The organism is Streptomyces sp. Mut1, from assembly GCF_030719295.1.
GTDB lineage: Bacteria > Actinomycetota > Actinomycetes > Streptomycetales > Streptomycetaceae > Streptomyces > Streptomyces castrisilvae.
This window is the reverse complement of the sequence record NZ_CP120997.1, coordinates 1,430,594-1,444,120: the sequence shown is the minus strand read 5'-3', so window position 1 is coordinate 1,444,120 and position 13,527 is coordinate 1,430,594. Positions and strand designations below refer to the sequence as shown.

Annotated in this window: 12 protein-coding genes and 1 pseudogene; 11 read left to right on the top strand and 2 right to left on the bottom strand. The window is 74.1% G+C overall.

Going from position 1 to position 13,527, the window contains the following annotated elements:
• Positions 1–92: 92 nt before the first annotated feature.
• Together P8A18_RS05995 and P8A18_RS05990 are read left to right on the top strand one after the other, a co-directional pair.
• Positions 93–1,160 (top strand): annotated as a pseudogene (locus P8A18_RS05995) (hypothetical protein); the annotation flags it as partial.
• Positions 1,161–1,583: 423 nt separating this feature from the next.
• Complete coding sequence (locus P8A18_RS05990) at positions 1,584–2,330, top strand: tetratricopeptide repeat protein (protein WP_306060703.1); 747 nt, start codon at positions 1,584–1,586, stop codon at positions 2,328–2,330.
• A 70-nt stretch (positions 2,331–2,400) separates the two neighbouring features.
• Here the strand turns inward: P8A18_RS05990 and P8A18_RS05985 are convergent, their stop codons facing one another.
• On the bottom strand, positions 2,401–3,681 hold the full coding sequence (locus P8A18_RS05985) for a DUF1015 domain-containing protein (protein ID WP_306052401.1): 1,281 nt from the start codon (positions 3,679–3,681) through the stop codon (positions 2,401–2,403).
• Positions 3,682–3,752: 71 nt separating this feature from the next.
• Between P8A18_RS05985 and P8A18_RS05980 the strand changes: the two genes are divergently transcribed.
• From P8A18_RS05980 to P8A18_RS05965, 4 genes are all read left to right on the top strand, one after another.
• Positions 3,753–4,781 carry an HAD-IIA family hydrolase gene (locus P8A18_RS05980; RefSeq protein WP_306052399.1) on the top strand — a complete coding sequence of 343 codons (1,029 nt, stop codon included), beginning with the start codon at positions 3,753–3,755 and terminating at the stop codon, positions 4,779–4,781.
• A 202-nt stretch (positions 4,782–4,983) separates the two neighbouring features.
• The gene (locus P8A18_RS05975; RefSeq protein WP_306060701.1) at positions 4,984–5,943 is read left to right on the top strand and encodes a FecCD family ABC transporter permease; all 960 of its coding nucleotides are present in this window, start codon (positions 4,984–4,986) and stop codon (positions 5,941–5,943) included.
• Entirely contained in the window at positions 5,940–7,013 is a 1,074-nt protein-coding gene (locus P8A18_RS05970; RefSeq protein ID WP_306052397.1) for a FecCD family ABC transporter permease, read from the top strand. The genes P8A18_RS05975 and P8A18_RS05970 overlap by 4 nt, the downstream gene beginning before the upstream one ends.
• Before the next feature lie 56 nt (positions 7,014–7,069).
• A complete protein-coding gene (locus P8A18_RS05965) occupies positions 7,070–7,879 on the top strand; it encodes an ABC transporter ATP-binding protein (RefSeq protein WP_306060699.1) in 810 nt (269 codons plus the stop codon).
• Between the two features lie 59 nt (positions 7,880–7,938).
• Here P8A18_RS05965 and P8A18_RS05960 read toward each other — a convergent pair whose 3' ends face one another.
• Positions 7,939–8,286, bottom strand: a complete 348-nt coding sequence (locus tag P8A18_RS05960; protein WP_306052395.1) for an SCP2 sterol-binding domain-containing protein — start codon at positions 8,284–8,286, stop codon at positions 7,939–7,941.
• A 55-nt stretch (positions 8,287–8,341) separates the two neighbouring features.
• Here P8A18_RS05960 and P8A18_RS05955 point away from each other — a divergent pair, with 55 nt between their 5' ends.
• From P8A18_RS05955 to P8A18_RS05935, 5 genes are all read left to right on the top strand, one after another.
• Positions 8,342–8,611, top strand: coding sequence for a hypothetical protein (locus tag P8A18_RS05955; RefSeq protein ID WP_306060697.1), 270 nt, complete (start codon positions 8,342–8,344; stop codon positions 8,609–8,611).
• A gap of 7 nt (positions 8,612–8,618) precedes the next feature.
• Complete coding sequence (locus tag P8A18_RS05950; RefSeq protein WP_018556008.1) at positions 8,619–9,434, top strand: TlyA family RNA methyltransferase; 816 nt, start codon at positions 8,619–8,621, stop codon at positions 9,432–9,434.
• Positions 9,431–10,336 carry an NAD kinase gene (locus P8A18_RS05945; RefSeq protein WP_306052393.1) on the top strand — a complete coding sequence of 302 codons (906 nt, stop codon included), beginning with the start codon at positions 9,431–9,433 and terminating at the stop codon, positions 10,334–10,336. Before P8A18_RS05950 ends, P8A18_RS05945 begins: the two co-directional genes overlap by 4 nt.
• 74 nt (positions 10,337–10,410) lie before the next feature.
• Positions 10,411–12,156 (top strand): DNA repair protein RecN, encoded by a 1,746-nt coding sequence (gene recN / locus P8A18_RS05940; protein ID WP_306052391.1) that lies wholly within the window; start codon positions 10,411–10,413, stop codon positions 12,154–12,156.
• A 216-nt stretch (positions 12,157–12,372) separates the two neighbouring features.
• The gene (locus P8A18_RS05935; protein WP_306052389.1) at positions 12,373–13,458 is read left to right on the top strand and encodes a glycosyltransferase family 4 protein; all 1,086 of its coding nucleotides are present in this window, start codon (positions 12,373–12,375) and stop codon (positions 13,456–13,458) included.
• Positions 13,459–13,527: the final 69 nt, after the last annotated feature.

The following is a 13,527-nucleotide window of genomic DNA, read 5'->3' as shown; positions in this document are numbered from 1 at the left end:
GGGACCAAGGGTCCTTTTTGTTTTGCCGAAGCGCGTCGGATGACCGGCTGCGCAAGAATGTCTGTAGTACCCCGATGACAGGAGCCCCACCGATGTCCACCAACTCTCCCGACGATCGTTCGGAGCGCGAGCCGCGTCGCCGGGAAGGCGGCGACCGGGGCGGCTTCGGCGGCGGCCGTGACGACCGTTCGCGCGGTCCGCGCCGGGACAATGACCGCGGTGGATTCCGCCGTGACGACAGCCGGCCCACCGGGGGCGGTGGCGGTGGCGGGTTCCGCCGCGACGACCGCGACCGTGACCGTGCCCCGCGCCGTGACGACAGCCGAGGTGGCTCGTCGGGCGGTGGTTTCCGGCGTGACGACAGTCGGGGTGGCACCTCGGGCGGTGGTTTCCGTCGCGATGACCGGGGTGGGGGCTTCGACAATCGTGGTAGTGGTCTCCGGCGTGATGACCGTGCGCCGCGCCGTGAGGACGACCGGGGTGGCCGGCCGGGCGGTTTCGAGCGCCGGGACGACCGGCGTGACGACCGGCGTGATGACCGCCCCCGTGGTCCGCGCCGGGACGATGACAACCGTGGCGGCGGCTTCCGCCGCGACGACAACCGGGGCGGCACCTCCGGCGGTGGTTTCCGGCGTGACGACAGCCGAGGTGGCTCGTCGGGCGGTGGTTTCCGCCGCGATGACAGCCGAGGCGGTTCCTCGGGCGGTGGTTTCCGGCGTGACGACAGTCGGGGTGGCACCTCGGGCGGTGGTTTCCGTCGCGATGACCGGGGTGGGGGCTTCGACAATCGTGGTAGTGGTTTCCGGCGTGATGACCGTGCGCCGCGCCGTGAGGACGACCGGGGTGGCCGGCCGGGCGGTTTCGAGCGCCGGGACGACCGGCGTGATGACCGCCCCCGTGGTCCGCGCCGGGACGATGACAACCGGGGCGGCGGTTTCCGCCGCGACGACCGGCCCTCGGGCGGTGGTTTCCGCCGCGATGACAGCCGGGGCGGTTCCTCGGGCGGCGGCTTCCGGCGTGACGACAACCGGGGCGGTGGCTCGTCCGGTGGCGGGTTCCGGCGCGACGACCGTGGAGCCAGCTCCGGTGGTGGCGGGTTCCGGCGTGACGACAGCCGGCCCACCGGGGGCGGTGGCGGTGGCGGGTTCCGCCGCGACGACCGGGACCGTGACCGTGCCCCGCGTCGTGAGGACGACCGGGGCGGCCGCCCCGGCGGCTACGAGCGGCGCGACGACCGCAGGGACGACCGTCGAGATGACCGGCGCGACGACCGTCCCCGTGGTCCCCGCCGCGATGACAGCCGGCCGGGCGGCGGCTCCTCCGGCGGCGGCTTCCGGCGCGACGACCGCGACCGTGGTCCGCGCCGGGACGACAACCGCCGCGACGACAACCGTGGTGGCGGCGGCTACCGCGGCCGCGACGACCGGGACCGGGGCGGCTACCGGGGCCGGGACGACCGTGGTGGCCGTCCGGGCGGCGGGTACGAGCGCCGGGACGACCGGGACCGCGAGCCCATCAAGCGGCTGCCCATCCCCGACGAGGTCACCGGTCACGAGATCGACCCGGATGTCCGGCAGGAGCTGCTGAGCCTGCCGAAGACCCTGGCCGAGGACGTGGCCAGGAACCTGGTCATGGTCGCCCGGCTCATCGACGAGGACCCCGAGCAGGCGTACGCGTACTCGCGCATCGCCCTGCGGCTGGCCTCACGCGTCGCCGCTGTCCGTGAGGCCGCGGGCTTCGCCGCCTACGCGACCCAGAAGTACGCGGAGGCACTGGCGGAGTTCCGGGCGTCCCGTCGCATGACCGGGTCCGTTGAGCTGTGGCCCGTCATGGCCGACTGCGAGCGCGGTCTCGGCCGGCCCGAGAAGGCCATGGCGATGGCCGGTGAGCCCGAGGTGCAGAAGCTGGACAAGGCCGGCCAGGTCGAGATGCGTCTCGTCGCCGCCGGTGCCCGCCGGGACATGGGGCAGATCGACGCCGCCATCGTGACGTTGCAGAGCCCCGAGCTGGCGTCGAGCGCCGTGCACCCGTGGACCCCGCGCCTGCGCTACGCCTACGCCGACGCCCTGCTCGCCGCGGGCCGCGAGGACGAGGCACGCGAGTGGTTCGGCAAGGCGCTGGAGGCGGACAAGGAAGGCACGACGGACGCGTCGGACCGCCTCGCCGAGCTCGACGGCGTCGAGTTCGTCGACGCCCTCGACGAGGACGAGGACGTCACCGAGACGCCCGTGGTGGCCGTGTCGGACAGCGACGGCACCGACGAAGCCGACGGCACCGACGACAGCGAGATCGCCGACGCCGCCGACGAGGACGGTCCGGCCAAGGCGTAACGCATGACATGAGGAGGAGGGCGGCACCCACGGGTGCCGCCCTCCTCCTCATGTGTGGGCATGTGTGGGCTCAGCCGAGAGCGAGGCTCCGCAGGACCAGGCCCGTGGCCGGTTTCGGGCCGAAGGATGTCGACTTGCGGGGCATGGTGACGCCCTGCCGGGCCAGGTCCCGGACGAGTTCCTCACGTACCGGATGCATCAGCACCGCCGTCGAACCGTTGCGCTCGGCCTGTTCGACGGCGGCCGCGGTGTCGTGGATGTACGCGATGTGCGCCGGGTCGTCCGGGATCCGCCAGACATGGTCGAGCAGCGCCGAGTGCAGGACCGTCGCGTCCAGGGTGCGCCAGGCGTCCGGCCGGTCCGCCGGAACCGTACGGGCGAGCAGCGCCTCGTCGGGCCGGTCGACCAGATGGAAGCCGCCGTCACCCGCCAGCAGGAACGCGTTCCCCTCGGTGGCCGCGGCGGCCAGGGCGTCCAGGGCGTGGGGGAGCGGCCCCTCGACCTCGCGTACGCGGAACAGGCCGGTCAGCGCGGCCAGCGCGTCCGCGACGGGCAGGCCGTGCAGCAGCCGGTGGATGGAGCGGACCCGGAGCGGGTAGCGGGCCGTGTCGACCAGGAGGACCAGGCCGAAGTCCCAGGGGCCCGGGTCGGCGTGCTCCTGCTGGAGCCTGAGGTAGGTGGCCCAGCGGTGGTGGCCGTCCGCGATCAGCGCCTGGCGTCGGCTCAGGTCCGCCGTCGTCTCCGCGCGGTCGGCGGGATCGGTGACCGCCCACAGCCGGTGGCGGAAGCCGTCCTCCGTGGTCGTGGCGAGCAGCGGCGGACCCTCGACGGTCCGCTCGATGACGGCGGTCGCCCCCGTGGCCGCGTCCCCGTCGCTGCGGTAGGTCAGCAGCAGCGGCTCCAGATGGGCCGCGGTCGTGCGCATCAGATCGGCCCGGTCCTCGACGACATGCGCCATCACGTCCTCGTGCGGGAGCACCACGCCGTCGGCAGGGCCGGACAGCGCGAGGGCGCCGACGATGCCCCGTTGCAGGATCCCGTCGCCGCGCTGCTCGTACACGTACAGGGTGGGCTCCGCGTCGGGGGCGAGTATGCCCTCGGCGAGCCAGCTGTCCAGGGTGGCGGCGGCCTGTTCGTTGCGGGCGGTGACCGTTTCGGCCTGCGGCAGGATCAGCCGCACGATGTTGTGCGGGTCGGCCGACTCCAGGTGGAGCAGCCCGTCGGGCCGTACGACGACGTCGTACGGGGGCGAGGTCACCGCGGAGAGACTGCCGACCCGCTCGGGGACGTAACGCAGTCCACGGAAGGGGATCAGACGCAGTCCCTGCTCCGCCGTGCCTCGTGTGTTCATTTCTGCATCGTATGTGCGGCACGGCGATGCGCGATGATCGGGGGAGAAGCAGGCGATGAGGAGCGCGCGATATGAGTCAGGCGAGCAGGACCACCCCGAGCGGCAGCAGCACCGCGCTGAGCACGGCGTACGACACGGCGCTGCTCGACCTCGACGGGGTGGTGTACGCGGGCGGGCTGGCCATCGACCACGCGGTCGAGGCGCTCGGCGCGGCCCGGGACGGCGGGATGCACCTGGCGTACGTCACCAACAACGCGCTGCGCACCCCGGCCGCCGTCGCGCGGCACCTGACCGAACTGGGCGTCCCGGCCGAGCCCGCCGACGTGATCACCTCGGCGCAGGCGGTGGCCCGGCTCGTCGCCGACCAGCTGCCCGCCGGGGCGCGGGTGCTGGTCATCGGTGGCGAGGGGCTGCGGGTCGCCCTGCGCGAGCGGGGCCTTCAGCCGGTGGAGTCGGCGGACGACGACCCGGCCGCGGTGGTGCAGGGGTACGGCGGCCCGGACCTCGCGTGGGGCCGGTTCGCCGAGGCCTCGTACGCGATCAACCGCGGGCTGCCGTGGTTCGCCTCCAACACCGACCTGACGATTCCGGGCGCCCGGGGGATCGCGCCGGGCAACGGGGCGGCCGTCGAGGTCGTCCGGATCGCGACCGGCGCCGAGCCGCAGGTGGCCGGGAAGCCGCTCCCGCCGATGCACCGCGAGACCGTGCTGCGGACCGGGGCCGAACGGCCGCTCGTCGTGGGCGACCGGCTCGACACCGACATCGAGGGCGCGTTCAACGGGGGCGTCGACTCGCTGCTCGTACTCACCGGAGTCACGGACGCGGCGCGGTTGGTGGCCGCGGCACCCGAGCACCGGCCGACGTACATCGACGCGGACCTGCGCGGCCTGCTCACCGGTCAGCCCGAGGTGACGCCGGCCGGCGAGGGCTTCGGCTGCGGCGGCTGGACGGCGACCGCCCGGGACGGCCGGCTCGTGCTGGACGGCGACGGCGACCCGCTCGACGGACTGCGGGCGCTGTGCGCGGCCGCCTGGTCGCACGCCGGTGACGGGGCGTGCGCGCTGGACGCGGGAAGGGCCGTGGCCCGGCTCGGGCTGTAGGAGCCGTAGCGGGGCGGGTGGTGGGCGGGGTGAAAGCGCAGGTGGAGGGGGAATCCGGGCCAGGAGCGCGAAAGGCTGGATAGGCTAACCTAACCGGGTGTTGGTTGAGAGCCCCCCGGATTCCAGTTCCGGCCCGATAGCCGCGCCGGACAAGCCCGCCGCCCCCCGCAGACGTCACGCGGCACGAGCGGCGGGGCTCCTGGTGGCCGTGGCCGTCCTCGTGCTGGTGTGCTTCGCGAGCATCGCGATCGGCGCCAAGGCGCTGCCCCTCTCCGACGTATGGCACGGCCTGTTCCACCACACCGGCGGCAACGACGACGTCCTCGTACGCCAGGTGCGGATTCCGCGCACCCTGCTCGGGCTGCTCGTCGGCGCCGCGCTCGGGCTCGCCGGGGCGGTGATGCAGGCGCTGACCCGCAACCCCCTCGCGGAGCCCGGCATCCTCGGCGTCAACGCGGGCGCGTCGGCGGCCGTCGTCTCGGCCATCAGCTTCTTCGGTGTGACCTCGCTGACCGGTTACGTCTGGTTCGCCTTCGCGGGCGCCGCGATCGTGTCGGTGGCCGTGTACTTCCTCGGCGGCAGCCGCTCCGCCACCCCGGTGCGCCTCGCGCTCGCCGGGACGGCCGTCACCGCCGCGCTGTACGGGTACGTCAACGCCGTACAGCTGCTGGACTCGGCGGCGCTGGACCGGCTGCGGTTCTGGACGGTCGGCTCGCTGGCCTCCGCGAACACCGAGACGGTCGGCAAGGTGTGGCCGTTCATCGCGCTGGGCGTGCTGCTGACCGTCTTCATCGCGCGCCCGCTCAACGCCCTGGAGATGGGCGACGACACGGCGCGGGCCCTCGGCGCCCATCTGACCCGGACCCGCGTCCTCGCGATGCTCGCCGTCACCCTGCTGTGCGGGGCGGCCACCGCGGCGTGCGGGCCGATCGTCTTCATCGGGCTGATGATCCCGCACCTGGTGCGCACCCTCACCGGACCCGACCTGCGGTGGATCCTGCCGTACGCGGCGGTGCTCTCCCCGGTGCTCCTGCTCGGCGCGGACGTGGTGGGCCGGATCATCGCCCGCCCGTCCGAACTCCAGGTCGGCATCGTCACGGCACTCATCGGCGGGCCCGTCTTCATCCACCTCGTACGACGCAAGAGGATGTCCCAGCTGTGAACGCCACGACCACGAAGGGGCCGGCCCGCGGCGGCCGGCCGGTGCGGGCGGTGCGCACACCCGGCGGGTACTCGTTCCGGACGAACGTCCGGGCCGCCCTGGTCGTCCTGCTCCTGGCCGTCGTGGCGGCCGGGGCGGCGGTCGTCCTCATCGGCAGCGGCGACTTCCCGATGACGCCCGGCGAGGTCCTCACCACGCTCTTCGGCCACGGCACCTTCCAGCAGGAGTTCATCGTCACGGACCTGCGGCTGCCGCGGGTGCTCGTCGGGCTCCTGGTCGGCGCGGCGCTCGGGGCCGGCGGAGCCGTCTTCCAGACCATCTCCCGCAACCCGCTCGGCAGCCCCGACGTCCTCGGCTTCGGGCAGGGCGCCGCGGTCGGCGCGCTCACCGTCATCGTCCTGTTCCAGGGCAGCGCGGCGGCGGTCTCGGCCGGTGCCGTCACCGGCGGCCTGCTGACCGGTGTCGCCGTCTACCTGCTCGCCTGGAAACGCGGCGTGCACGGCTTCCGGCTCGTCCTGGTCGGGATCGGCGCCGCCGCCATGCTGACCGCCGTGACCCAGTACCTGATCACCAAGGCCGATCTGGTCGACGCGACGCGTGCCGTCGTCTGGATGACCGGCTCCCTCGACGGCCGGGACTGGGCCCAGGTCTGGCCCCTGCTCGCCGTCTGCGCCGTGCTGCTCCCGCTGGTGTACGGACACGGTCCCGCCCTGCGGGTCATGGAGATGGGCGACGACGCCGCGTACGCGCTCGGCGTGCGGGTCGAACGCACCCGCCTCCTCCTCATGGGCTCCGCCGTCCTGCTCGTCGCCGTCGCCACGGCCGCCGCCGGACCCATCGCGTTCGTCTCGCTGAGCGCTCCGCAGCTGGCGCGCCGGCTCACCCGGTCCACGGGCCCCAACCTGGTGGCCGCGACCGTCATGGGCGCGGCGCTCCTGCTCGTCGCCGACTGGATCGCGCTCGACGCGTTCGGGGACCGGCAGCTGCCCGTCGGCGTCGTCACCGGGGTGCTGGGCGGCTGCTACCTGGTGTGGCTCCTGGTGACCGAGCGCAAGGCGGGCCGCATATGAGACCCCGTGCCGGCACCGCCGCCCCCATCGAACCGTCCGACCCCCGGAGTACGACCATGCAGCGCCTCACCGCGGACCAGGTGACCCTCGGATACGACCAGCGGGTCATCGCGGAGAACCTCTCGGTCGAGATACCCGACCACTCGTTCACCGTGATCGTCGGCCCCAACGCCTGCGGCAAATCGACCCTGCTGCGGGCGCTGTCGCGGATGCTGAAGCCGAGCCGGGGCCAGGTGCTGCTGGACGGGCGGTCGATCCACGGCCTGCCCGCGAAGAAGGTCGCGAAGACCCTGGGCCTGCTGCCCCAGTCCTCGATCGCGCCCGACGGCATCACCGTCGCGGACCTCGTGGCACGGGGGCGCTACCCGCACCAGGGGCTGCTGCGGCAGTGGTCGCCCGAGGACGAACGCGTGGTCGAGGAGTCGATGGCGTCGACCGGGGTCGGTGAACTCGCCGATCGCTATGTCGACGAATTGTCCGGCGGTCAGCGCCAGCGGGTCTGGATCGCGATGGCCCTCGCCCAGCAGACACCGCTGCTGCTCCTGGACGAGCCGACGACGTACCTCGACATCCAGCACCAGATCGACGTCCTCGACCTGTGCGCCGAACTGCACGAGACACGGGGGCGCACGCTGGTGGCCGTGCTGCACGACCTGAACCACGCGGCGCGATACGCCACGCATCTCATCGCGATGCGGGGCGGGGAGGTCGTCGCGGAGGGGGCACCGGGGGAGATCGTCACCGCGGAGCTGGTGGAGCGGGTGTTCGGGCTGCGGTGCCAGGTGATCTCCGATCCGGAGACGGGGACGCCGTTGGTGGTGCCGGCCGCGCGGGGGCGCGGGGCGCGCGGGTCCGCGGCGGTGTGACCCCGGCCCCCGGGCCCCGGTTCTGTCCTCGATCGCCGGCCGGGCCCGGACCGGTGCGGCTACAGCAGCGACTTCAGCTTCAGCAGGTCCCTGAAGCCTGCCTCCAGGCGGACTCGGCCCGCGGACCAGGCCTTGGCGAAGTTCAGGTCGCCGTCGACCATGGCGACCAGATCGTCGCCGGTCATCGCGAGGCGGATCTCCACCTTGTCGCGGGGCGGGCCCTCCAGCGTGTCCAGGACCTGGATGCGGCCGCCGGACAGGCGGCCGGTGAACGTGATGTCCAGGTCCTTGATGTGGCAGCTGAGCGAGCGGTCCAGGTCGGCCGCGCGGCGCACGTCGCCGTCCGCCCCCGCGAGGTTGTCGGAAAGTCTGTCGAGTGCGCTGCGGCACTCCGCCATGGTCGCCATCGTGATCGACGGTACCCCAGCCCCACGCGGTAGCGTTTCCCGCATGAGCGACCCGATGCCCGAGCCCGAGACGGACGCCCCGCCGGAGCCGGCCGAGCCCGCGGGGCCCGCGCCCCTCGGCGTCGTACGGGCCCCGACGGGCGACCCGGGGGTGGACGCCCTGCTGGAGCGCCTGGCCGATGCCGACCACCTGTCGGCGGACGGACACGGCGAGGTGTACGAGGATGTACACCGTGGCCTGCGCGAGACGCTGAGCGCGCTGGACGCCGGGCCCGCACCCGCACCGGTACCCGCACCGATGCCCTCGTACAACCACAGGAGCTGAACCGAACGTGGCAGGAGTCGCCCGTCGCCGTCTGGACGCCGAGCTGGTACGCCGAAAGCTGGCCCGCTCGCGCGAGCACGCGAGCCAGCTGATCGCGGCGGGCCGGGTGACCGTCGGCGGCAACACCGCGACCAAAGCGGCCACCCAGGTCGAGACCAGCGCCGCCGTCGTCGTCACCAAGGACGACAGCGACCCCGAGTACGTCTCGCGCGGCGGCCACAAGCTGGCGGGCGCCCTCGCCGCCTTCGTCCCGCTCGGTCTTGAGGTCGAGGGGCGTCGGGCGCTGGACGCCGGAGCGTCGACCGGCGGGTTCACCGATGTGCTGCTGCGCGCCGGGGTCGCCCGGGTCGTCGCCGTGGACGTCGGCTACGGGCAGCTCGCCTGGTCGCTCCAGTCCGACGCACGCGTCACCGTCAAGGACCGCACGAATGTGCGGGAACTGACCCTGGAGGCGATCGACGGCGAGCCGGTGGACCTGGTGGTGGGCGACCTGTCGTTCATCCCGCTCGGGCTCGTCCTGCCGGCCCTGGTCCGCTGCGCCGCCCCCGACGCCGACCTGGTCCTCATGGTCAAGCCGCAGTTCGAGGTCGGCAAGGAACGGCTCGGCAGCGGCGGCGTGGTCCGCAGCCCCGAACTGCGGGCCGAGGCGGTACGGGAGGTGGCCCGCCGGGCGTGGGCGCTGGGCCTGGGGGTCCGGGGAGTGACGGCGAGCCCGCTGCCGGGGCCGTCCGGGAACGTCGAGTACTTTCTGTGGCTGCGGGCCGGAGCACCTGAACCGGATCCCGCGGATGTCGACCGTGCAGTGGCGGAGGGGCCTCGTTGACGACGAATGCGGCACGTACAGTCTTCCTTTTGGCGCACACCGGCCGCCCGGCCGCGATCCGCAGCGCCGAACTCGTCGTCCAGGGGCTGCTCCGCAACGGCCTGGGCGTACGGGTCCTGGCGACGGAAGCGGCCGACCTGCCGCTGCCCGCGTCCGTCGAGACCGTCACCGATGCCACGCCCGAGGTACTGAACGGCTGTGAGCTCCTGATCGTGCTCGGCGGCGACGGGACCCTGCTGCGCGGCGCCGAACTCTCGCGCGCCTCCGGGGTGCCCATGCTCGGCGTCAACCTCGGCCGGGTCGGCTTCCTCGCCGAGGCCGAGCGCGACGACCTCGACAAGGTCGTCGACCGGGTCGTCACCCGGGCGTACACGGTCGAGGAACGCATGACGATCGACGTCCTCGTGCACAGCAACGGGGAAGTCGTCCACACCGACTGGGCGCTCAACGAGGCGGCCGTGCAGAAGGTGTCGCCCGAGCGGATGCTCGAAGTCGTCCTGGAGATCGACGGCCGCCCGGTGACCGGCTTCGGCTGCGACGGCATCGTGTGCGCGACGCCGACCGGCTCGACCGCGTACGCCTTCTCGGCCGGCGGCCCGGTCGTCTGGCCCGAGGTCGAGGCGCTGCTCATGGTCCCGATCAGCGCCCACGCGCTGTTCGCCAAGCCGCTGGTGACCTCGCCGACCTCGGTGCTCGCCGTCGAGGTCCAGCCGCACACCCCGCACGGGGTGCTGTGGTGCGACGGGCGCAGGACCGTCGAGCTGCCCTCCGGGGCGCGCGTCGAGGTGCGGCGCGGTGCCGTGCCCGTACGGCTGGCCCGGCTGCACCAGGCGTCGTTCACGGACCGGCTGGTCGCCAAGTTCGCGCTGCCGGTTTCGGGGTGGCGGGGCGCGCCCCACTGACCCCTGGCGGGCCGGACGATCCGGTGCCCCGGCCGTGGCCCGTGTGCGCGCGGGCGGGGAAACCTCGTATGGTCATGTCCGTGTTGGAGGAGATGCGGATACGGTCGCTCGGGGTCATCGACGACGCGGTGGTGGAGCTGTCACCCGGTTTCACCGCGGTGACGGGCGAGACCGGCGCCGGTAAGACCATGGTCGTCACCAGCCTGGGGCTGCTGCTCGGCGGGCGCGCCGACCCCGCCCTGGTGCGGATCGGCGCCAAGGCCGCGGTGGTCGAGGGCCGGATCACGGTGGACGAGGGCGACGCGGTGGCGGTCCGGGCCGAGGAGGCCGGGGCCGAGGTCGAGGACGGTGCGCTGCTCATCAGCCGTACCGTCTCCGCCGAAGGGCGCTCCAGGGCGCATCTCGGCGGCAGATCCGTGCCGGTGGGCGTGCTGTCCGAGCTGGCCGACGAACTCGTCGCCGTGCACGGCCAGACCGACCAGCAGGGCCTCCTCAAGCCGGCCAGACAGCGGCAGGCCCTCGACCGGTACGCGGGCGACGGCGTCGCCGTGCCCCTGGCGAAGTACGCGGCGGCCTACCGGCGGCTGCGGGCCGTCGCGACGGAGCTGGACGAGCTGACCACGCGCGCCCGCGAACGCGCCCAGGAAGCCGACCTGCTGCGCTTCGGGCTGAACGAGATCGCGGCCGTCGAACCGCTGCCCGACGAGGACACGGAGCTGGCCGCCGAAGCCCAGCGCCTCGGCCACGCCGACGCCCTGGCCTCCGCCGCAGCCCTCGCGCACACCGCGCTGGCCGGCAACCCGGAGGACCCGGAGGCCCTGGACGCCACGACCGTGGTGGCCGCCGCCCGGCAGGCACTCGACGGGGTGCGTTCGCACGATCCGGCGCTCGCCGCGCTCGCCGACCGGGTCGGGGAGATCTCCATCCTGCTCGCCGACGTCTCGGGCGAACTGTCCGGGTACGCGGACCAGCTGGACGCCGACCCGCTGCGGCTCGCCGCGGTCGAGGAGCGGCGTGCCGCGCTCACCGGCCTCACCCGCAAGTACGGCGCGGACATCGCCGCCGTGCTGGCCTGGTCGCAGGAGGGCGCCGAGCGGCTGACCGAGCTGGAGGGCGACGACGACCGGATCGGTGGGCTCACCGCGGAGCGGGACGCGCTGCGCGCCGAACTCTCCGGCCTCGGGCAGGCGTTGACCGACGCCCGGACGGCGGCCGCCGCGTCGTTCGCCGAGGCGGTGACCGAGGAGCTGGCGTCCCTCGCGATGCCGCACGCCCGGGTGTCCTTCGACATCCGGCAGACCGAGGCGGCGGACGAGGCGTCCGGCATCGAGATCGGCGGCCGCGACGTGGCCTACGGCCCGTCCGGTGCCGACGAGGTGGAACTGCTGCTGGCCCCGCACCCCGGCGCCCAGCCCCGGCCGATCGCCAAGGGCGCGTCGGGCGGTGAGCTGTCCCGGGTGATGCTCGCCGTCGAGGTGGTCTTCGCGGGCTCCGACCCCGTACCCACCTATCTCTTCGACGAGGTCGACGCGGGCGTCGGCGGCAAGGCGGCCGTCGAGGTCGGGCGGCGCCTCGCGAAGCTCGCCAGGTCGGCCCAGGTCGTGGTCGTCACCCACCTGCCCCAGGTCGCCGCGTTCGCCGACCGGCAGCTGCTGGTCGAGAAGACCGTGGACGGCTCGGTGACCAGCAGCGGGGTCACCGTCCTGGAGGGCGAGGACCGGGTACGCGAACTGTCCCGGATGCTCGCGGGCCAGGAGGACTCCGAGACGGCCCGCGCCCATGCCGAGGAACTCCTCGCGACGGCCCGCGCCGACGGCTGACGGCCGCCGGCCGGGGTCGCGCCGCGACCCCGGCCGGCGCGCGGCGTACGGATGTCGCGCCGCCGCACACACTTTCACCCGTGCGGGTGGTGTGACCCGCCCGGTTTGTCGCGATGAGCACCGGAGTAACGGTTCCGTCGTGCCGGAACGTGCGTGCGGACTGGCATCCTTGGCCGTGTTCGTACCCCCGAATCGGGAGCCCCGGGAGCCAATCAGGTGTCACAGCTGCGTGCGGTCCAAGTCCTCGGCGGCGGCAGTGCCGGCAGCAGCGCCCATGTCGGCTCGCTGGCCGCAGGTCTGGTCGCCCGGGGCGTGCGGGTCACGGTCTGCGCGCCGGCCGCACTGGACCGCGCCTACGGCTTCTCCGCCGGGGGAGTCCACTTCGCGCCCGTGCCCCGGCGCAGCGACCCCGCCGCCGTCGCCGCGCTGCGCGCCGCCTGTGCCGGTGCGGACGTCGTCCACGCGCACGGACTGCACGCCGCCGTCCGGGCCGCCCTGGCGCTCGGTGGGCAGCGCGTCCCGCTGGTCGTCACCTGGCACACCCGCGCCCACGCCGAAGGCGCCCGCCGCCGGCTGCTGCACCTGCTGGAGCGAAAGGCCGTGCGCGCGGCGGCCGTTGTGCTCGCCACCTCCTCCGACCTGGTCGACCGGGCACGCAGCAGGGGCGCCCGCGATGCCCGGCTCGCGCCCGTGTCCGCACCGCTGCCGCCTCTCCCCGCGGCGCCGCCCGCCGACAAGCTGCGGGCCGAACTGGGCGCGGTGGGGCGGCCGTTGATCGTCGCGGTGGGCAGCCTCGTTCCGCACCACGGCTACGGCACCCTGCTCGAAGCGGCGGCCGCCTGGCGCGGGCTCGACCCCGTACCGCTGCTGGTCGTCGTCGGTGAGGGGCGGGAGCGGGCGGCCCTGCGGCGGCGGATCACCGCCGATGACCTGCCGGTCGAGCTGCTCGGCAGCCGGTCCGACGCCACCGCGGTCCTGGCCGCCGCCGATGTGGCCGTGCTGCCCAGCCGCTGGGAGTCCCGCTCGACGGTGGCCCAGGAGGCGCTGCGGGCCGGGGTGCCGCTGGTCGCCACCGCGGTCGGCGGCACGCCCGAACTCGTGGGCGACGCGGCGGTGCTCGTGCCGTACGCGGACGCCGAGGCGCTGTCCGGTGCGGTGGCCCGGCTGCTCGGCGACCCGGCCGAGCGGGCCCGGATGGCCGCCGACGGCCCCCGACAGGCGGCGCGTTGGCCGAGCGAGGACGACTCGATCGTCCAGGTGCTCGCCCTGTACGACGAATTGGTCCAGCCGCTCGGCCGCTGAGCGGCGGCCGGGGGCCGTTGACAGTGCCGGTACCGGCTGCGATCTTGAAAATTCGTGCCGGACGCACCG